We start from the raw sequence: 26,290 nt of genomic DNA, 5'->3' as shown, positions 1-26,290 counted from the left end.
GCGGCCGGACCGGGTGGGGGAGTGGGTCTCCACCTCGGGTGGGAGGGCGCCCCCCTGGCCTGGAAAAACGGTGGAACTGTTCGGGCCACCGACCCGACTACCTGGGGAAGTCCCTTCCACCGCTAAGGAAGCCGGATGACTGCGAACCAGCTCACCGCGACGACCCCCGCGCCGCCCGCGAGTCAGTCGCGCACGCTGCGACCCCTGTTGCTACGCCTGCACTTCTACGCCGGTGTCCTCATTGGACCGTTCCTGCTGATCGCCGCGTTCACCGGCCTGCTCTACGTGTTCACCCCGCAACTGGAACGCGTTGTGCACAGCCAGGAACTCTTCGTCACCCCAGCCGGAGCCCCGCAACCCCTGTCCCAGCAAATCACCGCAGCCAAGGCAGCCCTGCCCGGCGCGACCCTGGTCCGGGTGCGCCCCGGCGCGACCGAGACGGACAGCACCCAGATCATCTTCAGCCGGGCCGACCTGGCGCCCAGCCATTGGCTCACCGCCTACGTCGACCCCTACACCGCCCAGGTCCGCGGCACCCTGGAAACCTACGGCTCCAGCCAGGCCACGCCGATCCGCACCTGGCTGGACGAGCTGCACCGCAGCCTGCACCTGGGCGATATCGGCCGCCTGTACAGCGAACTGGCCGCGAGCTGGCTCTGGCTGGTGGTACTGGGCGGCCTGATCCTGTGGTGGCAACGCCAGCGCGCCCGCCGACGGCGCCTGCTGCTGGTGGACCGGAAACTCCGCGGCCGCCGTGGGTTGCTGTCCTGGCACGCCGTGCTGGGCACCTGGATCGCGTTGCCGCTGCTGTTCCTCTCCGTCACCGGCCTGACCTGGTCGGAGTACGGCGGGGAGAGCATCGCGGCCCTGCGCAAGGCACTGTCCTGGCAAACCCCCACCCTGTCCACCAGCCTGTCCGAACACTCCGCGCACGGCAGCCATCAGCAACCCACCGGCACCCCCGGCCCGGACATCGGACCGGACCGCGTCCTGGCCACCGCCCGCCAGTCCGGCCTGGACGGCCCGGTCGAGATCACCCTGCCCGCAGGCGCCGGGAAGGCCTACCTGGTCAAGCAGATCAAGGGCAGCTGGCCGCAGAAACAGGACGCCATGGCCGTCGACCCGGCCACCGCCCAACCCCTGGAAACCCTGCGCTTCCAGGACTTCCCGCTGGGCGCCAAACTCGCCCGCTGGGGCATCGACGGCCACATGGGCGTCCTGTTCGGCCTGCCCAACCAGCTCCTGCTCGCCGCGGTCTGCCTGACCCTGATCACGATGATCCTGTTGGGCTACCGGATGTGGTGGCACCGTCGGCCGACCAGGGATCGGTTCGCGCTGGGCAGGCCGTTCCCTCGGGGTGGCTGGCGGGCCGTGCATCCGGTGGCGCTGGCGGGATTGGCGGTGGCGGCGGTGCTGGTGATGTGGCAGCTGCCGGTGTTCGGGGTGTCCCTGCTGGGCTTCCTGGCGGTGGACCTGGTGCTGGCCTGGCGGGCTCGCCGACGTCGCGCGCTGGTCGTGGGGGGTGAGGAACTCATGCGGAAGTGATGTCGGATGGTACTGGGCATGGGTCCTGCGCGGGTGACAGCGTCGGACCCATGCCCAGGCCAGAACGCCCGATCCACCCTGCCGACGGTCCGGTGCAACGGTTCGCGCTGGAATTACGCGAACTCCGGCGGCGGGCGGGCAACCCGCCGTACCGGTTGCTGGCCGAGCGCGCCCGGTTCTCCCGGACGGTGCTCGCCGACGCGGCCCGCGGCCACCGGCAGCCCACCCTCCCGGTCACCCTGGCCTACGCCAAGGCCTGCGGCGCGAACCCGGCGGTCTGGGCGCGGCGGTGGCGGGCGCTGACCGCGGAACTGGCCCAGGAACTGGCGGCCTCGGCGAGCACCCTGGCGGAGCTGCGGCGTGGGGTGGACGCGTTCATCGTGGACTTCTTCGCCCGGCGGCGGAGTTCCGCCGGGGAGTGAACCTGGCCAGCGCGGATCGGACTTCGTCCACCCGCAGCAGGACCAGCGTGCCCACCGCGCCCAGCAACCCAAGGCCGCCACCGCCGACCAGCCAGATCCACGCGCCCAGCGCGTGCTCCGGACCACCCGGCACGAACCCGGCGACCACCAGTCGCGCCAGCCAGCCGATACCGACGGCACACCCGGTCGCGGCCGCGACGCGACCGTAGGTCCGGACAGTCCGTTCGCCGCGCGAGGGCACCAACCGCCGTCGCAGCCACAGCTCGCCCGCGACAGCGCCCACGACGAAGCTCACCGCGTTGGCGAAAGCCAGGCCGTAGACGACTTCCCTTGCCGGGAGCAGGTCGGCGGCGAGCAGGCACAGCGGGATCCTGACCGCCACCATGAGGAGGTTGATCACCGTTGGGGTGCGGGCGTCGTTCATGGCGTAGCAGGCGCGCAACTGGAGCATGGTCAGCCCGAAGGGCAGCAGCCCGAACGCCGAAGCGGTGATCGCGAGCCCGAGCCGGTCCGCGTCCGCGCTGCCCTCGCCAATGCTGAACAGGGCCACCCCGACCGCAGGGCCGAGCACCGTGAGCAGTCCGCTGACCGGACCCAGCATGACCGCGGACAACCGGCTGCCGAGGGACAGGTCGGCGGCGAGCGCCTGCCGGTCGTTGATCGCCGCCGCGTGACTCATCCTGGGCAGCAACGCGGTCAGCAGGGACACACCGAGCACGCCATAGGGCATCTGCACCAGCAGCCAGGCGTAGGTGTAGACCGAGATCCCACCGGCAGCCGTCGAGGTGGCCACCCGGCTGATCACCAGATAACCGAGCTGGCTCAGCAGCACGTAGCCGAGCACCCACAGCGCCAGCCCACCGAACTCGGCCAGCCTGCGATCCCAGCCCCAGCGCCAGCGCAGCCGGAAACCACTGCGCCGCAACGACGGGATCAGCATCCCTGCCTGCACGAGGATGCCGAGGGTGGTGCCGAGCCCGAGTACGAGCAGCTTGGGGTTGGTCAGCTCCACCGGATTGGTGGCGATCTGGCCGGGCAGCAGGAAGTAGAGGCCGATGGTCGCGATCAGCACCAGGTTGTTCAGCACCGGGGCCCACGCGGGTGGTCCGAACACACCACGGGCGTTGAGCACGGCGCCGAACATCGCGAACAGGCCGTAGAACACGATCTCCGGCAACAACAGGTAGGCGAACGCGGTGACCAGCGCCGGATTGGCGGTGCCGCCGGTGTTGTCCACGAACGGCGCGGTCACCACCGGGGCCAGGCAGACGGCCAGCACCGTGACGACGGTCAGCACGGTGCCGCCGACCGTCAGCAGGCGCTGGGCGTACGCCTCGCCACCGTCGGCGTCCTGGGCCCTGGCACGGACCAGCGTCGGCACCACGACGCTGGTGAGTACCCCGCCGAGCAACAGCTCGTAGACGATGTTGGGCACGGTGTTGGCCACCGTGTAGGAGTCGTTGATCGCGTTCGCGCTCAGACCGACCACCCAGGCCAGCGACAGTTTGGCGAAGAAGCCGGTGATCCGGCTGATCAGGGTGGCCACCGCCATGGAGCCGGTCGCCTTGGCCAGGGAATGGGCAGTCCGGGCTGGGCTCATCGCCGTCATCAGGTCAGGGTCGGCAGGGTCCCTGAAGCTCCTGGGCGCGCCAGCCTCCGCTGATCGCGTTGCCGAGCCGAATCTCCTTGCCCACTCCGACACACCTGGTGCCCCAGGGAACCGGGCCCAGGTTCTTCTCGTGCATGATCCGGATCAGGGACGGGGAGTTCCCGCAGTTCCGGTAGTAGAAATCGCCGTACCAGGTCGAGTAGTTGCCGCAGTCCGCGGCAAGTGCTTGTGGTGCGACCGCGACCGTGCCTACTGACAGCGCTACCGCGGTCATGGAGACACCGGCAATGCGGCGAAAGGTGGAGTTCCCCGACATTTTCTCCCCTTGGTGGAGGAACGAGCTGACCCCGCGAATGCTCGTACCACCCCGAGTTGTCCACCACCTCCCGCGGTCAACCCCGGACAACCGACCCCGTCAACCGGACTCCTCGGGCCTGATCCCGTTGCCCAGCAACAGATACCGCTCAGCGAACTCCGCGATCTCGCGCAGTGTGGACTCCCGCTCCGCCGCCTCCGGCTGCAACCCGGCGAGAACCTCACCGAACCGCACCCCCGGCACCACCTCCACCCTGGCCGCCAGCTCACCGAAGTCCCGTGGCAGCACCGCCCCCGCCGGGCGGGGGACCAGCCTGCACAGGTTCTCCAGCGCGTCGCCGGCCGAGTCGTGGCCGGTGGTGTGCCAGAGCAGGGTGGCGGCGAGCAGGTGGGCGATGGCGGTGGCGGGTTTGCGGTTGGCGGCGGTCAGGTGGCCTGCCAGGTTGTGGTGGCAGACCGCGATGCTGTGCACCTCGGCGCGCTGGTAGACATAACGCAGTGCGAGTTGTTCCAGATCGATGGCGCGTTCGGGGCGGCGGCGGCTGCGTTCGAGCTGGGCGCGGGCGCTGAAGACCCGGCCGAGCTGGGTCAGGTCGCCGAAGTCCTGGAAGACCTGCTGGCAGTGCCGCAGCAGGCGTTCGGCCTCCTTGCGGCGGCCCAGCCTGGCGAGCAGGGTGGCCTCGTTGAAGCGGGTGCTGACCTGTTCGTGCCTGCCCGCACCGCGTTGCTGTTCGCTGTGCTGGATGCGCTGGTTGAACTCCAGCGCGGCCGCCCAGTCCTCCTGGCCGCGGGCCGCCCGGCAGGCGGCGTCCAGGACCACTTCGAGCACATGCCAGGTCGCGACACCGTCCGGGTCGGGCGCCAGGGTGTCCAGGTGGGCCAGCAGCGTGATGGCGCGGTCCAGGGCTTCCTCGGATCGGCCCAGCAGAGCCAGGTTCTGCAGCAGGGTGGCCTCGTGGCCTGCCTCGGCCCAGGATCCGGCGGCGGACCCGGACAGGCGGGACTGGGCCAGTTCGACCGCGTCGGTGAGGCGGCCGTGGTCGCGGGCCAGGTCGGCGAGCTGACCGGCGATGGCCGCGGCCATCCGGGACTGGCCCTGGGCGTCGGCCTTGGCGAGTACCGCGCGCAGCCGGGTTTCCGCCTCGGCCGGGTCCACCGCGGTCAGCGCGATCGCGTGCACCACCTCGCACAGCAGCCGGTCCGCCGGGTCGAGTTCCTGGGCCAGGCACAGCTCCAGGTGGCCGAGCACCCTGGCCGCGGTGCCTGGCGCGCGGTCCCGGCCCAGCGCCTGGTGCAGCGCCCTGGCCACCTCGCCCCAGCGGGCCAGCCGGAGCAGGTAGGGCACCGCGGCCAGGGCGGCGTGCACGACCTCGGTGGTCGAGGTGCCCTGGTTCTCCCGCTTCAGCCGGTCCTGGCAGATCGCCCACCACAGTGCGCCGAACAGATCGTCCAATGTGGACCGTTGCTCGGCAGGGACCTCGGACCGGATGGCCTCGGCGACCCCGGGGTGCAGGGTGTAGCGGGTGATCCGGCGGTCCGGGTCCGCCTGCACCAGGGCCGCATTCCGTAGCACGGCAAGGGGTTCTTCCAGCGGCATGGCCTCGCCGGGTTCCCAGAGCCGGGGCCAGAGTGCGGCCACGATGCCGGACTGGCGGTCGTCCTCCTCAAGGCAGGCCAGCAACTCCGCCAGTCGCCGGGCCGGTTCGGGCAGGTCGGCCAGGGTGCCGGTGGTCCAGGAGGTGAGGGCACGCAGGAACTGGCCGGGGTCGAGCTCGCTGGCGCCGGTGGCGAAGAAGGAGTCCAGGGGTTCACCGCGGACGGTGGCGGCGGCGTGCGCGATGTCCAGGCGGTCGCGCAGCCGGTCCGGATCGGCCGCGGCGGCATCGGCCAGTTCCAGCAGGCCGGGGTGGCCCTGCACCACGTTGATCACCTCGCGGACCAGCATCGGCTGCCCGGAATCCCCGTCCAGCAAGGCTTTCAGGTTGGGCAGCTCCCTGGCCAGCAGGGCCGATTCGGCCAGCGACAGCGCGTGCACCGGCAGCACCGCCACCCGCTCGGTGTCCAGCCCGGCCGGGGTGACCCGGCTGGTCAGCACCACCCGGGAAGCGCCACTGTGCCCGGTGAGCACGTCCATCAGGTCTGTCCACTGTGGATCGCGCCAGGAACCGCTGCGGGACAACAGGGTCTCCAGGTTGTCCAGGACCAGCAGCACGACCTCCTCCCGCAGCAACGCGGCCAGCCGGGGCAGGAACCGCTGGAAGGCCGCGGCACTGCCCAGTGCCTCGGTCATCCGGAACCGGGGGAGCTGCGCCTCCAGCGCGTCCGCGAGCAGCCCGAGCGCCTCGCCTGGGCCGGTCTCCCGTTCCGGCGCCCGCCACCAGGCCAGGCCGCCGAACCCGTTCTCGTGCTGGTAGGCCAGTTCCACCGCGGCCGTGCTCTTGCCCGCCCCGGCCATGCCCAGCAACAGCACGCCGGTCCGCTCGCTCCGCGGTGCCAGCGCGCTGCTGGCGTCGATCAGCAGCTGGGTGCGCCCGACGAATCGCCTTGGCTCGTCAGGGAATCCGGGCATCCGCTGCCGGTACGGATCCAGCTCCACGTCCCGCTCCGGCGGGGTCAGCCGCAACCCGATCGCGCCGGAGCCGAACAACGCCGGGGTGCCCACCGACAACGCGGGCCGGTCCGCGCAGATCCGGCCGGCCGCCACCGGCACCGCCAGCCCGACCGCCCGGTCGGCGGGCATGCCGCTGAGCAGCCGCCGGTACAGCTCACCGGTCAGGGTGATCGCGAACTCGTCCGCGACCGGGTACCGCATGCCCACCGCGGCCACCCCGAACGCCTCCACCAGCCCCACCGCCGGTCCGACCGTGGCCACGCCGTCGCCGGAGCGCCGGGAGAACCGCTCGGCCTGTTCGGCCAGACCCAGGCGCTGCAACGTTTCCGCCGCGGTCGCCGCGCCGGAGTGACAGGTGCCCAGCACGGCCAGCTTGAGCCGCCGGCGGGCCGGTCGCAGCAGCTCCACCAGGTCCGCGGTGTGCACCGGATCGGCGCTGCCGTCGGGGTGTTCGAGCAGGATCAGGCCGTGTTCGCCGTGCCCGGCCACGTGCAGCACGTCCCAGCCGGGTGACTCCTCGGCGAAGGCCCGCAACCGTTCCCTGGTGACGCCGTACTGCACCACCCGGATGTGCACCGCCGTGCCGGTCTGCCTGGCCAGCAACCGCACCAGCCGGGCCAGCTCGTGGCGTTCCCGGCGCAGGGCGAGCACGGAGGTGCGCGAGGGCATGGAGAACAACGCCAGGATCCGCAACTCCGCGCCGACGGGTTCCTTGCGCACCTCGCGTTCCCCCGGCCACCGGTAGACCAGCCGCACGCCACGCCGGGCCAGCGACTCGCCGTCGACGTGGGCCAGTTCCAGGGGCCGGTCCAGCAGGAAGGCGGCCGGTGGCGGCAGGTCCACCAGCACGGTGTCCAGGTCGCTGTCCAGGATGGCGTGCCCGATCTCCTGGCCGAGCACCGCGGTGCCGAGCCAGTCGCCCAGCCAGTCGACGATCTCGGTCTCGGCCGCCACCTGGTCATCGGGTGCGGCGTTGCGGCGCAGGTAGTCGTCGAGGTCGGTGAACGCCTCGTGTTCCGCACTGGCCGGGTCGAGGTCGACCTCGTGGTCGGCGACCAGGTGGCCGTCGGCGTCGGTGAGCAGCCAGCGCCAGCGGAGATGGCTGGAGAGGTCGTCGGCGCGCAGGACCCAGGTAGTCACTCCGGAGGTGTCTGTCCGGGCGGTCGGAGCGTTTCGGGTGCGCAGGTCTCGGTTTGACCCACGCCGTACTTGCACTTAGTTCAAGTCTGCGGTTAGAGTCCGCTCGCACTTAGTTCAAGTCCCCGTCGAGACCCAGGAGCACCCACCGTGACCAGCGTCATCGCCATCCTGCAGCTGCTCATCGCACTGGCCTTCGTGAGCATCCCGCTGGTCCGGCACCGCTACGGCCCCGCCGCCCAGCGGGCCGCCGAGGCCGAACTCGACCGCCAGGGCGTCCCGGTCACCGTGCTCGCGGCCAACAAGATCCGGTTCGACGCCGGTGGCCACGAGACCGCCGTCCCGGTCACCGTGGCCGCGATCATGACCGGCCTCGCCGCGCTCAACCTGGCCGGTGGTTCCTTGGCCGCGCCGCTGACCTGGGTGTTCCAGTCGATCGTGCTGCTCGGCAATTGCCTCATCCTGCACAGTCAGCTCACCGCCGCCCGCTCGGTCACCGCCGCCTTCGCGCGCAAGGGCGACCCGGTGCTGGCCCGGATCGAGGTGTCCGCGCTGCTCACCGCCGCCGAGCGGGCCTTCCCGCACTGGGTGATGCCGGTGCTGCAAAACCTCCGGCACGCGGTGGTCTTCGGCGGCTCGGCACTGGCCCTCGGCCTGCTCGCCTTCGGCTGAGCCTTTGTGCTCGATCACAACAGCGGCCCGGCAACTCTGGAAAAGTCCTCAGCACCAGAGCCCGGTGTGACCCGCATCATGTGACTTGTTTGTTTCTCCCCGTTACCCCGGAATCACGGAGGTCCTGATGCGGATGCGTGCGCGAGCGGCGGCGGCCCTGGCGATGACAGCGGCCGCGCTGCTGGTCGGACCCGGTGCGCAGGCGGATTCGCCGGAGTACGTCGCCCTCGGTGACTCGGCCGCGGCCGGACCGCTGATCCCGCACCAGAACATGAACCTGGCCTGCCTGCGCTCGGACCGGAACTACCCGGCGGTGGCGGCCAAGGCGCTGGGCGCGAGCCTGCGGGACGTGACCTGTTCCGGGGCCACCACGGCCGATTTCGCCGGCCGTCGGCTCGGCTTCATCGCCCCGCAGTTCGACGCGCTCAAGCCGAGCACCGACCTGGTCTCGGTCACCATCGGCGCCAACGACTCCGGCCTGTTCCAGCAGGCCCTGACCTGCATCAACCTGCTCCCGGAGCCGATCGGACTGTCCTGCGCGGACCGGCTGACCGCAGGCGGGCGGGACCAGCTGGCCGCCGCGGTGGACGCCTGGGCGCCCAAGTTCGGCGCGGCCCTGGACGAGATCCGCAAGCGCTCACCCCAGGCGAAGATCGTGGTCACCGGCTACGGCACCTACATCCGGCCGGAGGGCTGCCACCCGGTGCAGCCGGTGTGGGCGCGGGACGGCCGCTACCTGCAGGGCGTGATGGACCGGATCAGCGCGGCCGCCCGCACCCAGGCCCAGCAGCGCGGCGCGCGGTTCGTGGACTTCGCCGCGGTCACCGTCGGCCACGACATCTGCGCCGCCCCCGCGCAGCGCTACCTGGAGGGCCTGATCCCGACCAGCCCGGCGGCCCCGCTGCACCCCAACGCGCAGGGCATGGCCGCCTTCGGCAAGGCGATCGTGGCGGCCGCCCGCGGCTGAGCGGTCAGCGGCGGGTGGCCGAGCGGGCCGCCAGCGCGGCCTTGAGCAGGCCGATGTCCTTGGTACTGGTGGCATCCAGGCCGGTCAGCTCGGCGATCCGGCGCAGCCGGTAGTCCACCGTGTTCGGGTGCACGTGCAGTTCGGCCGCGGCCGCCCGCCGACCGCCCGCACGCAGGTACACCGCCAGGGTCTGGACCAGCTCCTCGTTGCCGGACAACGGTTCCAGCACCCCGGCGAGCTGGTCCAGGGCGGCACTGGGCCGGGACAACTGGTACTCCAGCAGGACATCCCGCAACCGGTGCACCCCTGGCGGTCGGCCGAACCGCTGCGCCACGGCCAGGACCTCCCCGGCCACCGCGGCGGCCTCGGCCACCCCGGCCGGTTCGGCGGCCACCGCGCCGACGGTGATCTCCGCGCCCGCGGCCCGGCTCAGCCCGGCCACCACCCGGTCCAGCCAGGCCCAGTCCCGCTCGGTCAACTCGGCCACCGGGGCCGGTCCGGGCAGCAACGCGGTGCCGCCCTCGGCGGTCAGCGTGGACAGCACCGGCCCGCGGATCTGCCGGTCCAGTTCGGCCCGCACCCGGCGCAGCTTGCGCCGTCCGGCGATCACCGGGTCCACCCCGTCCCCCGTCTCGTCCGGGTGCGCGGCCACCGAGAGCGCCAGCACCAGGTAACACGGTGGCAGCCGCAACCCGGCCTGACCGGCGGCGATCTCGGCCGGGGTGCCGCGCAGCAGCGAGGACAACAGGGTGTGCCGGGCGGAGTGATCGTCGTCGAACATGGTCTGCCGGGCGTCCAGATAGCCCGCGCCGACCGCCGGGGCGACCACCTCCAGGTAGCGCAGCGCGAGATCGTTGACGGTCAGCACGTCCTGGATCTCCTCGGGCCGGGCATCCGGTCGCAGCGAGTCCCACATGACCTGGACCCCGATGTGGTACGCGGTGAGCACCACGTCGATCGGCAGTCCCTCCTCGGCCCGGCGGGCCGCCGACTCGCGCAGGAAACCCAGTTCGGCGCGGGTGGGCAGGGCCCGGGTGCGCAGCAGGTCGACGAAGGAGCGCAGGGCCGTCTCGATGACCTGGCTGATGTCCCCGGCGAGTGCCTCGGCAGGCAGCTGGCGGTAGGCGGGCACCCGCCGGGTGATCTCGATCAGCACCTGCCCGACCAGTGCGGGCAGCTGCCGGGTGAAGCGTTCGTGCAGTGGCTGGCCGCCGACCACCAGGTCGGGCGGATTGTCATCGGGCACAGCCGGGGCCGTTAACCGGGTGACCTGGTGTCCAGGGCGGCGGCTTCGGCCGGGGTGGGGGCGGTGCCGCCCAGGTGGGCGGGCTGCCACCAGGTCTGTTCCGCGCTCGGGCGGTCCGGGTAGTCGCGCTGGGCCTTGTCCACCAGTTCGGCCATCCGGGCCCGCAGCTGCGCGGTGACCTCGGTGGCGTCCTGTTCCGGGGTGGGGTGCAGTGGCTCGCCGATCAGGATGGTGATCGGCAGGTGCCGGGTGCCCAGCGCACGCGGGCGCCCCTTGGTCCACATCCGCTGGGTGCCCCACAACGCCATCGGGATCAGCGGTGCGCCCGCGGCCGCGGCCAGCCGGACCGCGCCGGACTTGATGTCCTTGACCGTGAACGAGCGGCTGATGGTGGCCTCCGGGAACACCCCGATCACCTCGCCGGCGCGCAGTGCGGCCAGCGCCTGCTCGTAGGCGGCCTCGCCCGCTTTGCGGTCCACCGGGATGTGGTGCATGCCGCGCATCAGCGGGCCGGAGATCCGGTTGTCGAAGACCTCCTTCTTGGCCATGAACCTGGTCAGCCGCTTGGCGGGCAGCGCGCCGAGTCCGGCGAAGATGAAGTCCAGGTAACTCACGTGGTTGCTGGCCAGCACCGCGGCGCCCTGGCGGGGGATGTGCTCGGCCCCGTCGATCCGGATCCGCATGTCCAGCACCCGGAACATGGTCTTCGCCAGTGCGATGACCGGGGGGTAGACGATCTCAGCCATGGGTGGTTGCCGACCGATCTGCCGCAGGGAAAACAGACCTATCCGACGCTAGGCCGTTCCGGATCACCCGGCAAGGCGGCGATGCGGGAAGCAGTCGATCTCACTCGCGTCCCAGCATCCGGATGATCTCGATCGCCTCGGCCACCCTGGCCGCGTCCGTGCGGTGGCTGAGCACGCACAGCCGCAGCAGGTACCGCTCGTGCAACCGGGTGCTGGACAGGAAGATGCGTTCGGTGGCGTTGATCCGTTCGAGCAGGCGCTGGTTGGCCGCGTCGTCGCCGTGCTTGCGGCGGAACACGTTCACCGTCAGGTCCGGCCGCACTGGAACGTCCACTTCGGACAGTGCGGACAACTCGCGGTGCACCTCGGCGGCCAGGTCGAGTTTCTCGTCGAGGGCCTGGCGGAAGGCGGCCACGCCGTGCAGGTGCAGCGGCAGCCACATCCGCAGGCCGCGGAACTCGCGGGTCAGTTCGGGGCCCAGATCGCAGAAGTCGGGCGGCCACGGGTCCCGGCGCAGGTCCTGGAGGTAGCTGGCGTCCACGGTGTGCGCGGCGCGCAGGGTGGCCCGGTCGCGCACCAGCAGCACCCCGGTGCCGTAGGGCAGGAACATGGTCTTGTGCGGGTCGAAGGTGATCGAGTCGGCCTGTTCGATGCCGCGCAGCTTGACCCGGCCGCGTTCGGTGAGCTGGAAACCACCGCCGTAGGCGCCGTCGACGTGGAACCACAGGCCGTGCCGCGCGGCGATCGTGGCCAGCTCGGCCAGCGGGTCGATGGTGCCGGTGCTGGTACTGCCCGCGGTGCCGACCAGCAGGAACGGCACCTTGCCTACCGATCGGTCGGCGGCGATGAGGGACTCGGCGGCGGCCGGGTCCATCCGGTGCTCGGCGGTCACCGGCACCACCCGCACCTGGTCGGGGCGCAGCCCGGCGATCAGCGCGGCCTTGGCCACGCTGAGATGGGTGTGCTCGGTGACGTAGAGCGTGCCGCGGTCATGCCGCTGGCCGAGCCGGTCGTGCCTGGCCGCGACCAGCGCGGACAGCGTGGCCAGCGAGCCGCCGGTGGTGATCAGCCCGCTCGCGGTGGCTGGTAAGGCGAACTCGCGGCAGAGCCAGTCCAGCACGCTGTCCTCCAGCGCGACCAGGTCCGGCGCGGTCGAGGCGACCCCGGTGAACCGATTGACCACAGTGGACAGGAACTCCCCGATCGAGGCCGAGATCAGCCCACCGGCCGGGAAATAGGCCAGATAGCCGGGTCCGGCGGTGTCCACCGCGTTGGCCGCGGCCTCCCGGAAGACCGCCAGCAGCTCGGCGAACTCACCCGGTTCCTCCGCTGGCGGGTCGAACGGTTTCGCGCCGGTGAGCCGGGAGGCGGGTGCGGCAGGCAGGCCGGCCAGGAAGTCGGCGGTCAGCTCGGTGGTGGCCGTCATCATCGCGGCCAGCTCCGCGCGGCTCGGGTCCAGTGACATGATCGCCACGATAGGAACGGCTGGTCAGCGCGGTCTTGTACGTTATTGCGCGCGCCAGCGCAGGTACCCGCCGGGCGCCACGCCGACAATGCGCCGGAAGTGCCGGGACAGGTGCGCCTGATCGACGAAACCGACCTCGGCGGCGGCCTCGGCCGGGCGGATCCCGCGCTCCAGCAACTCCCGGCTCCGGCGCACCCGCTCCTGGTTGAGCCAGGCGTGCGGCGGCAGCCCGAACCGCTCCCGGAACCCGCGTAACAGCGTGAACCGCCCCAGCCCGACCTCGGCGGCCAGCTCGTCCAGACTCGGCGGCCCGGCCATCCTGGCCAGCAGCACCTGCCGCGCCAGTTCCAGCCTGCCCGCCCCCGCCCGCACCGGCCGCGACTGTGTGGCCTGGGTGCCGTGCCGCTGCCAGAGTCGCGAGATCGCCTGGTACAGCAGGGTTTCCGAACTCAGGTGGGCCTGCTGCTCGGCGGCCCGGTGGGCAGCCAGGATCGCCGCCGCCAGGTCCGGGTCATAGCTCGGCTCGCCGAGGAAGGCCGGTGTCCCGGCGGGCCCGCCGAGTTCCCGCACCACCGTGGAGACCAGGTCCAGGCCGGGGTAGAGCACCCGGTAGGCCCAGCCGTCCGCGCCGGTGGCCTGCCCGGTGTGCACCTCGCCGGGGTTGACGCAGGTGATCCCGCCAGGACCGATCACCCTGGTGTCCGAACCGACGTGCAGCACCTCGGATCCCTGCTGCACCACGCCGATCGCGTAGGTCTCGTGGCTGTGCCGGGTGAAGGCGTGCCTGCGGAACCGGGCCGCCATCAGGTCCAACCCGGGCACGCTCGGATGCCGCCAGTACCGCGCGGGCTCGGCCGTCGCCACCCCCACACCGTACGTGTTGTCCGGACCAGTCCACTCGATCGGATCATCAAGTCCGGGAAAGGCGGATCGCGCCCAAGGCCGCGGTTATGGTCGAAATGGGCGGCGCACAGGGAAACCGTGCTGGACGGAGTGTCCACACAGGAGTATCGCACCTCGCCGCCGGAGCCGGTCGGCTCACGATGAAAGGGAATCCCGTGACTCACCTGGGCACCGCCGCGGCGCTGCGCCTTGGCCTGCGCATCCGCACCGAGTTCGTGCTGGGCCGGGTGCTCGGCGCCTGCGGCGACCAGCTCGCCCAGCTGGCCTGGCGGCGCTCGCTGGAAGATCCTTACCCGCTCTACGAACGCATTCGCCGCCGGGGCCCGCTGCACCGGCAGCCGGGCGGGGCGTGGGCGACCACCTCCTACGAGCTGGCCAGGCAGGTGCTGCGGGACCGCCGGTTCGGGGTGCCGATCGCCCCCGGCCGGCTGCCACTGACCTCGGTGAACCGGTACTTCCCCCGCTCCATCGTCCAGCTGGACCCACCAGAGCACACCCAGCTCCGGCGGGTGGTCGCCCCCGCCTTCGCCCCGGCCCGGATGACCGAGTACCGCGCGGGCCTGCGACGCACGGTGCACGACCTGCTGGACCAGTTGGCCGGCCAGGACCAGTTCGACCTGATCACCGACCTGGCCACCCCGCTCGCGGTCGCCCTGACCGGCGACCTGCTGGGCATCCAGCCGACCGACCGGTCGGGACTGGCCGAGTACAGCCTGGCGGTCGGCTCGAACCTGGGCGGAGTGCGTTCGGCCCACGACGCTGAGGAACTGCTGACCAGGGGCCGCGACCTGACCGCCCAGTTCGACCGGCTGCTGACCGCGAACCCACCGACCGCCGAGGTACCCGCCAGGCTCGCGACGGCCATGGCCGAGGGCCGGATGACCACCGCCGAGGCCCAGGCCCTGCTGCTGCTGTTGGTGGCAGCGGGCATCGACACCTCGGTCGGCATGATCGGCAACGCCGTACACGCCCTGCTCCGAAACCCGGACCAGTGGGCCCTGCTGTGCGCCCAGCCGGAACTGGCGCCCCGCGCGGTCGAGGAAGCCCTGCGCTACGACCCGGCCGCCCAGCTCACCGCCCGCCTTGCCCACGAGGACGTCGAACTCGCCGGCCAGGTGATCAAGGCAGGCCAGGTCGTCTTCGTCCTGATCGCCGCCGCCAACCGCGACCCACTCGCCTACTCCGCCCCGAACCGCTTCGACCTCACCCGCCAACACGAACCCGACAACCTCGCCTTCGCCAACGGCATCCACTTCTGCCTGGGCGCCAGCCTGGCCCGGCTGGAGGGGGAGGTGCTGTTCCGGGCACTGGCCGAGCGGATGCCGTCCCTGCGACTGGCCGGTCGGCCGCGGCGGCTGATGTCCACTGGGACCAGGGCGTTCGAGGTGTTGCCGGTGACGAACCCGGCCAGCCGCGGCGTGGTCGGTCAGGCGGCGGTCGCGGCGGCGGGGCGCGGCTGACGTACCTGGAGCAGCGCATCCGCCTGCGGCCGTGCGGGTGAGGTTCACCTGAGGCGTCCGAGGGGGTGTCGTTTCGGCGAACACCTGTCCGCCCTCGACGCGCTGCTGAGCGGCAGCGCGGACGAGGGTCTCGGCGCGGTGATCATCTCCACCGTGGACGGCACGGCGGGCGTCGGCAAGACCGCGTTGGCCGTGCACTGGGCGCACCGCGTGCAGGACCGGTTCCCCGGCGGCGTTCCCACCCGAGCGCGCCGAGCCACACCGGCGACAGCACCAGCCGCGCCCGCGGTGGCAGCAGGCTGGTGAGCGCGTCCAGGAGGCCGAAGTTCGCGTAGCCGGTGCCGGTGCCGCAGCCGTGGTACCCGTCGTGCACCGCGACCGCGATGGTGGGTCGCCTGCGCATGCGCCCATTCCACTACGGGCCGGCCACCGCTCGGCGGGCGGGTGGTCCGCGCCGGGGGGATTCGCTGGGCCGGATCGGGGTTCCGGGGCGCCGACCCGGCCCAGCGAGTGCCGTTCCGGCCCACTCGGCGCCGTGTACCGGGGCGAAAGGGGAGTCCGAGGGGCGGTCCGTCCGTGGCTGCGGACGGCGGCGTGCACCTGTCTACCGCCTGCGGGTTGTTTACGGTCGGGGCGCCGGCACCGCACAAACAACCCGCGGCCGCTGTTCAACCGATCGGTCGGTAGGGCTGCCCGGCTGGAACATCAGGGTATTGCCAGGTCCGCTGCTGCTCCGCGTGCTTCCGGGCCGTTCTGATCAGGGGGATTTCCTGATTGCTTTCAGACTGTTGCCGTCCAGGTCCAGGGCACTGGGGGCGGGCGTTGACGGTGGTTGTCGGGCGCGCTGAGCCTGGTGCCGAACCCACCCTGCGTTTGTGGTTCGGAGAGGACGAAGCAATGGGAAGACGACGTGTGACGGTGGTCGCGCTGATCACCCTGCTCGCGGCGGCGCTGCCGCTGCCGGCCACCGCCGCCCCGGCCCCGCTGGAGCCGGCCGTGGTCCAGGCGATGCTGATCGAACGGACGGCCACCGCCGCCGGGCTGACCGCCCAGGGCCGTGCGGCTGAGGTGGATGTGCGGCGGCGGGACGTGACCGGTGACTGGGTGTTCGGGTCCGCTGTGCTCACCGCGCCCGCGGTCGAGGGGGCGGCGCCGGATGCCTGGTTGTTCCTGGCCCGGCGGAGCGGGCGGGGGTGGCTAGTCGCACTGGACACCGATCGGGGGTTCGCGGGGCTGGCCGCTGACTCACCGGAGTCGGTGCTGTCGGCGGGGGAGAAGGCGACCTTCGCGGCCAACGCGCGTAACGCGGCCGCGCCGACGGGGCTGGCGTTGCCCTACCCGGCCGGGGTGGCCTGGACGATGATCGGCGGGCCACACGGTTGGAGCGGGCAGCCGCGGCCGTGGAGTTCGGTGGACCTCAACGGCGGTGACCGGCGGGTGCTGGCCGGGCAGAGCGGGCGGGCGTACTGGATGTGCCGCAACGGCGGGCACATCCGGATCATCCACGACAACGGCTGGACCACCGAGTACTACCACCTGCTCAACGAGATCAAACCGGACGGCGCGCCGATCAAGCTCGGCGACTACCTCGGGCTGACCAGCACCCGGATCCCGTGCGGCGGGTCGGCGGGCAGCAACCACGTGCACTACGCGGTGAAGAAGGGCACCGCGTGGACCGCGCTGAACGGGCTGACCATCGGCGGCTGGAACTTCCGCGAGGGCACCAGGGCCTACAGCGGGTACGCCACCCACCAGTCGGTGCGGCGCAACGTCGGCCAGACGCTGACCAACCACGGTCCGGACGACCCGGGCTGAGTGATCCCGGGCGGCCACGTCACTCCCATTCCCAGCGGATGCCGTGGCCGCCCGGCCGGGCGTCGGCCTGGACCAGATGTGTCGCACCCCAACGGGTCAGCGGCAGTTCGGCGAGGTCGGCCCAGGGGGTGCCGATGTCGGGCCGCCAGATCCGGTGGCAGCGGGCGGGCAGCGTGGCCGGGTCGAACTGGATCTGCAACAGGTAGCTGCGGATCGGGAAGCGCACCCCTCGGTGGTACTCGGTGGCCAGCGGACCGCCCGCGCTGTAGGCCAGTTCGTATTCCAGGACATAGGTCTCCCCGGCCGCCAGCCGCCGCTCGAAGATCAGCTCGACCGCGGTGAGCCCGGTGGCCCGGTCCTCCCGCACCCGCCCGATCCGGCACTGCCGGGCCACCCGGATATCGGGCAGCAGCGGCGAATCACTGTGGTACACCGCGACATGCCGGTCCACCCCGTCCCGGCGCGCCGCGAGCACCACCTGACCCTGGATGACGCGTTCCTCCCGGTCCGGGCCGAGCACGATCCGGTCGTGCTGGCTCAACCAGGCCAGATCCCCGTCCGGGCGGTGCTGGATCCAGTCCAGCAGGGTGGCCACGTCGGCGTGCACCGGGCAGACCCGGTCCAGCGGCAGTGACCCCGGCACGTGGTCCAGCCACCTACCGCGCGGTCGGGGCGGGCCGAGCAGGGTGATCAGCGAGTTGCGGGACAGCCCGAGGATGTCCTCCAGGGCCAGCACCGCACGCAGTGAGACCGGGCGTTCGGGACGGCAGGCGCCGCTCTGCCAGTAGCTCAGGGTGGCCACGCTGACCGGGAGGTCGCGGTGCCGCAGGTGGTGCCGCAGGCGGGCCAGGCTCAGGCCGCGGGCGGTGATGGCGGTGCGCAGGGCGTCGCTGAAGGCGGACATGCCGGTGTCCTCGGGGTCAGGTGGCCGCCAGCCCAGTGTGCGACAGATCGCGGGCCCGCCGAACGGCCGTTCGGGGGAGGCGATGGCGGGTTTGCGTCGATTCCGCGAGCACCGGACTCCCTCCCATGGGGGAAACGTCCTCCCTCATCGGACGGACGCGGGTGGGCCGGGCCGTGGATATGGTCCCCGTGATCTGCCGGGAAGTGGGGGAGACCTGGTGGATCCTGCGACGAATTCGCCTTTCCCAGCACGGTTTTCGCTGTGCTGGGGCCGTTCGCTGACGAGTCTCCCCGGTGCCGACTGGACGCGAGGTCAGAGTGAGTTCGAATCGAAGGTCATCGTTGTTCCGAAGAGCTGTGGTCGTGCTGACCACGGCCGCGCTGAGTCTTTCGGTGGTATCGGTGCCGTCGGCCAGTGGGCGGCCGCCCGCGCCGGTGAAACCGCGCAGCTACGCGGAGATCCCGAAGTTACCCAGTCAGGCGGGTGACGCGGTCACCCCGGTGAACCCGGCCGGTGACTTCTCCCGGCGTGCGGACGCGGCTGCCCCGACCGGTCGGTCGGCTCCGCTGCCATCACCGGCGAAACCGCAGCGCACCGGCTATGTCGAAGGCAAGTCCGAGGTGGTGGAACGCCGCCCGTCCGCGACGATCTACCGGAATCCGGACGGGACCAGGACCGCGAAGATCTTCCAGGGCGTGGTGAACGCGCCGGAGAAGAACTCCGGGAAGCTGGTGCCGGTCGACTCCACGCTGGAGATCAAGAACGGCGTGGTCGCGCCGAAGGTCGCCGCGGTGCCGCTGGAACTGCCGGACCGCACCGACCCCGGCGCGGCGATCACCGTGGGCGCGCCCGCGGCTCAGGCGCGGCTGGAGCTGGAGGGCCTGCGGGACCAGGCCGCCGAGGTCAACGGCGCGGTCGCCACCTACCGGGAGGTGCAGCCCGGGGTCGATCTGCAGCTGGAGACCACCGCCTCGGGGGTGAAGCAGACCTTCGTGCTGCACCGGGCAGTCAAGAGTCCACAGTGGACCTTCCGGCTGCACCTGTCCGCCGGGCAGACGCCCGAGGCCCGGCCGGACGGCAGTGTGCTGGTCAAGAACGCCGCCGGGGTGGTGACCTTCACCGTGCCTGCTGCGGTGATGTGGGATGCCGTGCGGGACAAGGCATCCGGCGAATGGCGCAAGGGCCCGGTGCGGCAGCGCCTCGAAGGCGACGCCAAGAAGGGCTGGCGGATCGTGCTGGCCGCCGACGCCGGGTGGGTTAACGCGCCGGAGCGGAAGTTCCCGGTGCACGTGGACCCCGGCACCTTCGACCAGACCTCGCTGGACTCCTATGTGAGCAGCGAGTTCCCGCGCAACAACTACACCGTCGACCACGAGCCGGGCAACGGCTACATCAACAAGGTCGGCTACTGGCCGGGGGCGGGCTGGAACGAGACCTACCTCTGGTTCGACCTCGGCCCGATGCACGGCAAGCAGATCCTGGGCGCCGACCTCGGCGTGTTCTGGGTGCACTCCAACCTGTCGACGCCGACGAACTTCCGGGTCCGCCCGATCGACTCCGGCTGGCAGCACAACACCGTCACCTGGAACACCAAACCCGCACTGGGCAGGCCCGAACTGTGGGGTCAGGGTGTCGGCGGCAGCGCGACGGCGGTCGGCGTGACCGACTGGGTGCGTGAGTTCACCGCGGGCCGGTGGGGCTACCACGGCTTCGCCCTGGACGCCCCGGACGGCCAGAGCGCCTGGAAGAAACTGGCCGCCTCCGAGGCCAACCAGCAGGGCGGCGCGCCGGTGCTCTCCATCGACTACAACGACGCCCCGCACCAGCCCACGCTGAGCTGGCCCTCGCCCAACGACGGCGCCACCTACCACCAGACCGGATTCACCTTCGGCGTCGGCGTCGGCGATCCCAACGGGGACGCCCAACGGGTGGAGTTCTACCTCTCCGAGAGCCAGGACGTCATCGGCAAGCCCATCGACGCCGAGGGGGTGGACGTGCCGGCCGGGGTCAACCACGCGCACTCCGCGCGGGTGCGGCAACTCGACTGGAACAGGCAGTACTTCTGGCAGACCCGGACCACCGACGGGCACGCGGACTGGGTGTACTCGCCGGTGTGGAGCTTCCGCACGACAAACCAGAAACCCGCCGTGCCCGGCCTGACCGAACCGGTCGACCGCGCGGTCGTGTCCACCAAACAGCCTGTGCTGAACGCGAACCCGGTCACCGACCCCGACGGTGACCAGGTGCAGTACGAGTTCTCCATCGCCACCGGCGAGGACGGCCGGTCCGGGCTGGTCGCGCTGTCCGGCTGGCTGGGCACTCCACAGTGGACGGTCCCGGCCGGGGTGCTCAAGGACGGGGTCAGCTACACCTGGACCGTGCGCGCCAGGGATGTGGCGTCCAAGGAGGAGACCTTCTACGCCGCCTCGCGCAAGCTGCGGGTGGACATGCGCCTCGGCGCGCAGGCGCCGGTGCCCACGGACAGTTCGGGGCCGGTGACGGTGAACCTGTCCAACGGCAACGTGATCACCAAGCTGACCACGCCGAAGATGAAGACCGTCGGCGGCGACGTCGGCGTGGAGTTCACCTACAACTCCCAGGGCACCGGCGAATCCGGGCTCGTCGGCTCCTACTTCACCGGCGATTCCACCGACGGCATCAAGGACACCGACGTCCCGGTGCTGGTCCGCACCGACCCGCAGGTCTCCTTCGACTGGGGCCTCGGCTCGCCGTATCCGGCGGTGATCGGCGACGACGGCTACCGGATTCGCTGGCAGGGCTACCTCAAGGTGCCCGACACCGGGAAGTTCTTCCTGGGCGGCGTGCACGATGACGGCATGCGGGTGTGGGTCAACAACCAGCCGCTCTACGACGACTGGAAGAACTGGTACCCGCCGGGCAGCGCGCCAAGGCTCGGCGCGGCCGGGATCCAGTTGGAGGCAGGCAAGTCCTACCCGATCCGGGTGGAGTACCGGGAGTGGAACGGCGGCGCGCACGTGCAGCTGTGGACCCAGCGGGAAGGCGGTCACCTCATCCCGGTGCCCTCCTCCTGGCTGTCCCCGGTCGCGCCCGCGCTGCCGCCGGGCTGGTCGATGAGCGCGGACTTCGACGGCGGCGGCAACGGCTACACCAAGGCCGTGCTGACCGAGTCCGGAGTGTCCCTTGTGGACAGCACAGGCGCGTCCCACGCCTATGCGAGGCTTTCCGACGGTGGCTACGCGCCGCCCGCCGGTGAGTACGGCACGCTCGCCAGGGACAGCGCGGGCAAACTCACCCTGCTCGACGGCGACGGCACCACCTATGTCTTCAGCGCCTCGGGCAACCTGGAATCGGTCACCTCGGCCACCGACGCCCGCAAACCGGCCGCGGCCACCATGCAGTGGACCCCGGTCGACGCGGCCAACCCCATCGCCCGGCTCACCAAGATCACCGATCCGGTGTCGAACCGTTCGCTCGGCCTGCACTACGCCGGGGACAGCGAATGCGCGGACACCCAAGGCTGGGACCCGGTGCCGCCGGGCTTCGTCTGCGGGGTCACCTTCCCCGATGGCAGCAAGAGCAGGCTGTTCTTCCACAACGGCAAGGTCTCCGGCTTCGTCAACCCCGGCGAGGAGTGGATGCACCTGAGCTTCCACGCCGACCACCTGCTCTCCACCGTGCGCACCCCGCAGGCCCTGGACTGGATCCGGGCCGACCTGGACAAGCGCAACACCAACGCGGTGGACTACCTGGTCGACTACCACCACGACCAGCGGATGGTGAAGGAGATCCGGTCGCCGGAACCCAGTGGCTTCAACCAGAATCCCAGCCGGCGCATCGCGCGCGGCTACGGCTACTACGGCGCGGACAAGGCCACCGTGGTCTGGCTCAGCGGTCTGCCCGCGGGCAGGTGGAGCCGCCGGGTGACCTATGACAAGGGCGGCCGGATGCTCACCGACACCGACGCCACCGACCGCACCACGCACTACCAGTGGGGCGAGGACGACAAGGAGCTGGCCAAGACCGATCCGGGCGGTCGCCGGAGCACCACCATCTATGACGACAAGGGCAACCCGACGCTGAAGTTCGGGCCTGCTCCCGCGCACTGTTACGACGAGAGCCGCTATCCCACCCACCCCGCACCGGCCGGCTGCGACCAGATGCCGTTGCAGGAAACGCGTTACGACGGCGGGCACACCGGCCTGTCCAGTGCCTGGTGGGCCAACAGCACGATGACCGGCCGGACCGCCGCCTACTCCACCGCGGCCCCCAACACCGACTGGACCACCACCCCGCCGGCGCCCGGAATCGACCCGAACGGCGCCTTCTCCGGCCGGATGACCGGACTGGTGAAGGTCGCCGACAACGGCCGATACACCTTCCAGACAACGGAAAACGACGCCACCGACGGCGCCAGGGTCTACATCGACGACAACCTGGTGCTCGACCGCACCTACGCGCCCACCGTGCTGGAGAAGAAACCCGTCGGCTACTGGCGGCTCGGCGACGGCGACGACACCGTCCGCGACGCCTCCGGCAACGGGCGGGACGGGCGCTACGAGGACAACCCTGGCCGCAACGCCGAGGGCGCGCTGCCGGATGACGGCAACCGCGGCGTCAACTTCACCAACGGCCGGGCGCTCATCGCCGACCACGACGCACTCGACATCACCGGACCGCTGACCATCTCCATGTGGGTCAAGCCGTATCGCAACGACGCGGGCGGCGGCTGGCACGAGTTGATCAGCAAGTTCCGCGAGAACGACAGCATGCCCTACGAACTGGCCATCACCCCGGACGGCAGACTGCACTTCCGGCAGATCGGCCTCACCGGTGGCTGGCAGGACCGGTTGTCGGACAAGCAGATCGCGAACGAGTCCTGGAACCACGTCGTGGTCACCAGGGATGACCGCAACAAGGTCACCTTCTACATCAACGGCCAGAAGTCCGGCGAGGCAACCTTCGAGCACCCGGCGGCGGCCAACTCGGTGCCGCTGGCGATCGGACGCCGTCCCGTCGGCGGCTCGACCCGGTCCATTGTGGACGAAGTCGCGATCTTCAACACCGCACTGGGCGAGCGCGACATCGCCCGGCAGGTCGGCGCGGCCGGGCCGGTGAACGCCGAGAGGCGGGCCATCGACCTGTCCCCTGGCCAGCACCGGTTCCGGGTCGACTACCTGCAGCACGGCCTCACCGGCAACCAGACCAGGGCCACCCGTGGCATCAACCTGCGCTGGCAACGGCAGGGCGGCGCGCTGGTCGAGGTGCCGGCCGGTGAACTCCGGCCCGACTACGGCCTGGCCACCACGGTGCTGGACTACGAGTCCGACGGCGTGCCCGGCCGGGAAACGCAGACCCACCACGGCGGCGCGGCAGGCGAGATCGACCCGGCCTACGGGCTGACCCTCGCGTCCACAGCCGACCCCAAGGGCCTCAACCTCGGCACCCGCACCGGGTACGAGAAACCCGGCGAAGGGTTCCTGCGCAAGACAGCCAAAACCATGCCCACCGGGGCGAAAACCACCTACAGCTACTACGGGAACACCGAAACCCGGGACAACCCCTGCACCCCGCAGTCCGACCCCGTCAGCCAATCCGGACTGGCCAGGACAACCACCTCGGCCACCCCAGGCACCGGCGAGGCCCGCACGGTCGAGGAGGTCCACGACGTCATGGGCCGGGTGATCGCGAAGGCGATTTCCGGTGCGTGGCAGTGCTTTTCCTACGACGGTCGCGGCCGGGTCACCGAGCACAAGTTCCCCGGCACCCCGGCCCGGACCGTGCGCCACGACCACGCCGTCGGCGGTGACGCGCTGACCACCTCGATCAGCGACGAGTCCGGCGTCGTCAGCACCACCGTCGACCTGCTGGGCCGGACCGTGGCCTACGTCGACGTGCACGGGATCCGCACCGAGACCGGCTACGACCACCCAGGGCGGGCGGTGTGGGAGAAGGTGATCCTGCCGCACGCCGCGGATCCACCGCAGTTCACCACGTTCAGCCATGACCACGCGGGCCGGATGACCGAGTCCAAACTCGGCGACACCGTGCTGGTCAAAACCGGCTTCGACGCGGCGGGCGAACTGGCCACCGCCACCTACGCCAACGGCACCCAACTCAAGGCCGCGACCAGGGACCGCGGCGGCCGACTGGTCGGACTCACCTGGAAACTCAGCGACGGCAAGGAAATCGCCTCGACCGTCAAGCGCACCAGCGCGGGCACCGTCATCGACGAGTCACTGGGTGGGGTCGACCCCCGCCCGGACGGCCCGAACTACAGCTACGATCCCACCGGACGGTTGCAAGAAGCCTGGGTGGCAGGGCACAAGTACCGCTACGACTACACCAGCGACAGCCACGCCGAGTGCCCCAGCGGCACGCAGGCCAACGCGGGCCGCAACACCAACCGGATGTGGCTGCACGACCAGACCGCGGCGGGCACCGCGACCACCGCCTACTGCTACGACGCGGCCGACCGCATCACCAGGACCATCGGCGCCAACGCGCTGACCGGATTCAGCTACGACAGCCGCGGCAACACCACCGGCTTCACCAGCGGCCCGGCCACCACCGTGCTCGGCTGGGACGGCGCGGACCGCAACATCTCCGCCCGCACCACGGGTCCGGATCCGGCGGAGGTCAGCTACATCCGGGACGCCACCGACCGCATCGTGCAACGCACCGCGGTCAACAGCAGTGAGAACGGCGTTGTCCGGCAAGGCCATACGGCCGACGGGGACACTTCGGAAATCACCCTCGGCCCGGACAAGCGACTGATTTCCCGGTCCATCGCATTGCCAGGGGGTGTGCTGCACACGCTCAAGGGCGGTGCGGCGTCAACCTGGGATCACCCGAGTGTGCGCGGCGACATCTCGCTGACCACCGGGGTGGATGGCAAGCAGGTCGGCGAGTTGCGGACCTACACGCCGTTCGGTGAGCCGGTGAAGGCCGATGGTGTTGTCGCGCCGGACAATGTGCCGGACAACCAGCCGGGGCAGATGGATTATGGCTGGCTTGGGCAGCATCAGCGGCCGTATGAACATGCCGGGGCACTCGCGGTTGTGCAGATGGGCGCCCGGCCTTATCTGCCGGTGCTGGGGCGGTTCCTGTCGGTGGATCCGGTTGAGGGGGGTTCGGCCAACGATTACGACTACACGGCCGCGGACCCGATCAACAAGCTCGACCTGGACGGGAAGTTCTGGTGGGTTGTCGCCCGGCTGGCTTTCCAGGTAGTGGTGGTGGCGGGGCGCCTGCTGGCCCGGAAGATCGCCGCCAGCGCTTCCCGGGCGGTGGCCCGATACGCGGTGGCCAACTATCTGGCCAAGCACTACATCCGGGGGATGGCGGTCAACATCTACCGGAATCTGATCAACAGCTTCTATCGGTCTGACCGGCACGAGAATTCCCGGGCACTGGCGGAAGGCCTGTGGGACTACTCCAAATCGGTGGCCAAATGGTTGGGCTGTGCCAAGTTCGGGTGGTGCTTCTGAGTAAAGCCCAGTAGCGAATGCCGGCCCCGGACACTCGTTGTGTCCGGGGCCGACAGGTCAGAAGGTCAGCGTGATTTTCCCGTTCCCGCCACCCACCGCGAACCGCTCGTGCGCCGCCCGCACCTCCCGCACCGGGAAACTCTCCGCCACCCGCAACACCAGCGCCCCCGAGTCGACCAGCCCGCTGAGTTCACGCAACCCAGCCCCGTCCTCGACCACCTGGTTGATCGTCGTCCGCACCCCCCGCGCCGACAGATCGGGCACCGGCCCAGCCTGACTGGCGATCGAGGCGTACCGCCCCCCGTCGACCACCGCATCGGTGACGAACGCGCCAAAGGTGTCGAACACCGCGTCGTAACCGCCGTCGGCCAGGTCAGCCGGATCGGTGGTGGCGAACTCCGCGCCGAACTCCTTGACCACCGGCAGCTGGGCCTCGCGGGAGACCAGCGCGTGCACCTGGGCGCCGCGGGTGCGCGCGAGCTGCACGGCCAGGCCGCCGACCGCGCCCGCCGCGCCCGCGATGAGCAGGCGGTCACCCGCGGCGACGGCCAGCCAGTCCAGTGTCTGGACGGCGGTGAGACCGGGCAGGGGCAGGGTGGCGGCTTCGGTGAGGCTGACGGTGGTGGGGGCGGGGGCGAGCACGTCGGCGGCCAGGACGACCAGGTCGGCCCAGGTGCCGCGGGTGGTGGCGAGTTGGTGGGACATGGCGATGACGCGGTCGCCGGGGCGGAACTCGCTGGTGCCGCCGTCGACGATCACCCCGGCCAGGTCCCAGCCCAGGGTGAGTGGCAGGGGTGGGGTGGCGTCGCCGATGGCGCCGGTGCGGGTCTTGTCGTCGACCGGGTTGATGCTGGTGGCGATGGTGCGGATGAGCACCTCGCCGGGGCCCGGGGTCGGCTCGGCGACTTCCTCGACCCGCAGGACCTCGGGTCCGCCGAACTGGTGGATCCGGACAGCACGCATGAACAGCCCCCTCAGAACGTGATGATCACTGTCCAATTGCA

The 26,290-nt window shown here is 71.0% G+C and carries 17 protein-coding genes; 8 read left to right on the top strand and 9 right to left on the bottom strand.

What is annotated here, in order from left to right; translation table 11 throughout:
- Positions 1–135: 135 nt before the first annotated feature.
- Positions 136–1,545 carry a PepSY-associated TM helix domain-containing protein gene (locus tag HNR67_RS30480; RefSeq protein ID WP_185005620.1) on the top strand — a complete coding sequence of 470 codons (1,410 nt, stop codon included), beginning with the start codon at positions 136–138 and terminating at the stop codon, positions 1,543–1,545.
- Between the two features lie 50 nt (positions 1,546–1,595).
- Positions 1,596–1,967 carry a helix-turn-helix domain-containing protein gene (locus HNR67_RS30475; RefSeq protein WP_185005619.1) on the top strand — a complete coding sequence of 124 codons (372 nt, stop codon included), beginning with the start codon at positions 1,596–1,598 and terminating at the stop codon, positions 1,965–1,967.
- On the opposite strand, the gene murJ is transcribed toward HNR67_RS30475, so the two are convergent.
- The 3 genes from murJ to HNR67_RS30460 form a co-directional block, all read right to left on the bottom strand.
- Complete coding sequence (murJ, locus tag HNR67_RS30470) at positions 1,921–3,576, bottom strand: murein biosynthesis integral membrane protein MurJ (RefSeq protein WP_185005618.1); 1,656 nt, start codon at positions 3,574–3,576, stop codon at positions 1,921–1,923. The genes HNR67_RS30475 and murJ overlap by 47 nt on opposite strands.
- 4 nt (positions 3,577–3,580) lie before the next feature.
- Positions 3,581–3,850: a hypothetical protein gene (locus HNR67_RS30465; RefSeq protein ID WP_185005617.1), complete on the bottom strand. Its 270-nt coding sequence runs from the start codon at positions 3,848–3,850 to the stop codon at positions 3,581–3,583.
- A gap of 141 nt (positions 3,851–3,991) precedes the next feature.
- Complete coding sequence (locus HNR67_RS30460) at positions 3,992–7,642, bottom strand: CHAT domain-containing protein (RefSeq protein WP_185005616.1); 3,651 nt, start codon at positions 7,640–7,642, stop codon at positions 3,992–3,994.
- Between the two features lie 147 nt (positions 7,643–7,789).
- Between HNR67_RS30460 and HNR67_RS30455 the strand changes: the two genes are divergently transcribed.
- Both HNR67_RS30455 and HNR67_RS30450 read left to right on the top strand, forming a co-directional pair.
- Positions 7,790–8,311: a hypothetical protein gene (locus tag HNR67_RS30455; RefSeq protein WP_185005615.1), complete on the top strand. Its 522-nt coding sequence runs from the start codon at positions 7,790–7,792 to the stop codon at positions 8,309–8,311.
- Positions 8,312–8,438: 127 nt separating this feature from the next.
- A complete protein-coding gene (locus HNR67_RS30450; protein WP_246492631.1) occupies positions 8,439–9,278 on the top strand; it encodes an SGNH/GDSL hydrolase family protein in 840 nt (279 codons plus the stop codon).
- A 4-nt stretch (positions 9,279–9,282) separates the two neighbouring features.
- On the opposite strand, the gene HNR67_RS30445 is transcribed toward HNR67_RS30450, so the two are convergent.
- From HNR67_RS30445 to HNR67_RS30430, 4 genes are all read right to left on the bottom strand, one after another.
- Positions 9,283–10,524: a PucR family transcriptional regulator gene (locus HNR67_RS30445; RefSeq protein WP_312988355.1), complete on the bottom strand. Its 1,242-nt coding sequence runs from the start codon at positions 10,522–10,524 to the stop codon at positions 9,283–9,285.
- Positions 10,525–10,535: 11 nt separating this feature from the next.
- Positions 10,536–11,270 (bottom strand): lysophospholipid acyltransferase family protein, encoded by a 735-nt coding sequence (locus HNR67_RS30440; RefSeq protein ID WP_185005614.1) that lies wholly within the window; start codon positions 11,268–11,270, stop codon positions 10,536–10,538.
- A 100-nt stretch (positions 11,271–11,370) separates the two neighbouring features.
- Complete coding sequence (locus HNR67_RS30435) at positions 11,371–12,735, bottom strand: pyridoxal phosphate-dependent decarboxylase family protein (protein ID WP_185005613.1); 1,365 nt, start codon at positions 12,733–12,735, stop codon at positions 11,371–11,373.
- 42 nt (positions 12,736–12,777) lie between these two features.
- Complete coding sequence (locus HNR67_RS30430; RefSeq protein WP_221490109.1) at positions 12,778–13,599, bottom strand: AraC family transcriptional regulator; 822 nt, start codon at positions 13,597–13,599, stop codon at positions 12,778–12,780.
- Positions 13,600–13,793: 194 nt separating this feature from the next.
- On the opposite strand from HNR67_RS30430, the gene HNR67_RS30425 reads away from it, so the two are divergent.
- The 3 genes from HNR67_RS30425 to HNR67_RS30415 all read left to right on the top strand — a co-directional run bounded on the left by HNR67_RS30425 (position 13,794) and on the right by HNR67_RS30415 (position 16,913).
- Positions 13,794–15,098: a cytochrome P450 gene (locus HNR67_RS30425; RefSeq protein ID WP_185005612.1), complete on the top strand. Its 1,305-nt coding sequence runs from the start codon at positions 13,794–13,796 to the stop codon at positions 15,096–15,098.
- A gap of 138 nt (positions 15,099–15,236) precedes the next feature.
- Positions 15,237–15,404 carry a hypothetical protein gene (locus tag HNR67_RS43780; protein ID WP_221490108.1) on the top strand — a complete coding sequence of 56 codons (168 nt, stop codon included), beginning with the start codon at positions 15,237–15,239 and terminating at the stop codon, positions 15,402–15,404.
- Between the two features lie 591 nt (positions 15,405–15,995).
- Positions 15,996–16,913: a M23 family metallopeptidase gene (locus HNR67_RS30415; RefSeq protein ID WP_185005611.1), complete on the top strand. Its 918-nt coding sequence runs from the start codon at positions 15,996–15,998 to the stop codon at positions 16,911–16,913.
- A 19-nt stretch (positions 16,914–16,932) separates the two neighbouring features.
- On the opposite strand, the gene HNR67_RS30410 is transcribed toward HNR67_RS30415, so the two are convergent.
- Positions 16,933–17,817 carry a hypothetical protein gene (locus tag HNR67_RS30410; protein ID WP_185005610.1) on the bottom strand — a complete coding sequence of 295 codons (885 nt, stop codon included), beginning with the start codon at positions 17,815–17,817 and terminating at the stop codon, positions 16,933–16,935.
- A 362-nt stretch (positions 17,818–18,179) separates the two neighbouring features.
- Here HNR67_RS30410 and HNR67_RS30405 point away from each other — a divergent pair, with 362 nt between their 5' ends.
- Entirely contained in the window at positions 18,180–25,286 is a 7,107-nt protein-coding gene (locus HNR67_RS30405) for a PA14 domain-containing protein (RefSeq protein ID WP_185005609.1), read from the top strand.
- A gap of 57 nt (positions 25,287–25,343) precedes the next feature.
- Here HNR67_RS30405 and HNR67_RS30400 read toward each other — a convergent pair whose 3' ends face one another.
- A complete protein-coding gene (locus HNR67_RS30400; protein ID WP_185005608.1) occupies positions 25,344–26,249 on the bottom strand; it encodes an NADP-dependent oxidoreductase in 906 nt (301 codons plus the stop codon).
- Positions 26,250–26,290: the final 41 nt, after the last annotated feature.

The organism is Crossiella cryophila (assembly GCF_014204915.1).
In the GTDB taxonomy this organism is placed as follows: domain Bacteria; phylum Actinomycetota; class Actinomycetes; order Mycobacteriales; family Pseudonocardiaceae; genus Crossiella; species Crossiella cryophila.
This window is presented reverse-complemented; position numbering and strand designations above follow the sequence as displayed.

Excerpts from the sequence above, each read along its gene's own strand:
- HNR67_RS30480 (WP_185005620.1), top strand. The coding sequence starts at position 136 with ATGACTGCGAACCAGCTCACCGCGACGACCCCCGCGCCGCCCGCGAGT.
- HNR67_RS30475 (WP_185005619.1), top strand. The coding sequence starts at position 1,596 with ATGCCCAGGCCAGAACGCCCGATCCACCCTGCCGACGGTCCGGTGCAA.
- murJ (WP_185005618.1), bottom strand. The coding sequence starts at position 3,576 with ATGACGGCGATGAGCCCAGCCCGGACTGCCCATTCCCTGGCCAAGGCG.
- HNR67_RS30465 (WP_185005617.1), bottom strand. The coding sequence starts at position 3,850 with ATGACCGCGGTAGCGCTGTCAGTAGGCACGGTCGCGGTCGCACCACAA.
- HNR67_RS30450 (WP_246492631.1), top strand. The coding sequence starts at position 8,439 with ATGCGGATGCGTGCGCGAGCGGCGGCGGCCCTGGCGATGACAGCGGCC.
- HNR67_RS30440 (WP_185005614.1), bottom strand. The coding sequence starts at position 11,270 with ATGGCTGAGATCGTCTACCCCCCGGTCATCGCACTGGCGAAGACCATG.
- HNR67_RS30435 (WP_185005613.1), bottom strand. The coding sequence starts at position 12,735 with ATGTCACTGGACCCGAGCCGCGCGGAGCTGGCCGCGATGATGACGGCC.
- HNR67_RS30415 (WP_185005611.1), top strand. The coding sequence starts at position 15,996 with ATGGGAAGACGACGTGTGACGGTGGTCGCGCTGATCACCCTGCTCGCG.
- HNR67_RS30410 (WP_185005610.1), bottom strand. The coding sequence starts at position 17,817 with ATGTCCGCCTTCAGCGACGCCCTGCGCACCGCCATCACCGCCCGCGGC.
- HNR67_RS30400 (WP_185005608.1), bottom strand. The coding sequence starts at position 26,249 with ATGCGTGCTGTCCGGATCCACCAGTTCGGCGGACCCGAGGTCCTGCGG.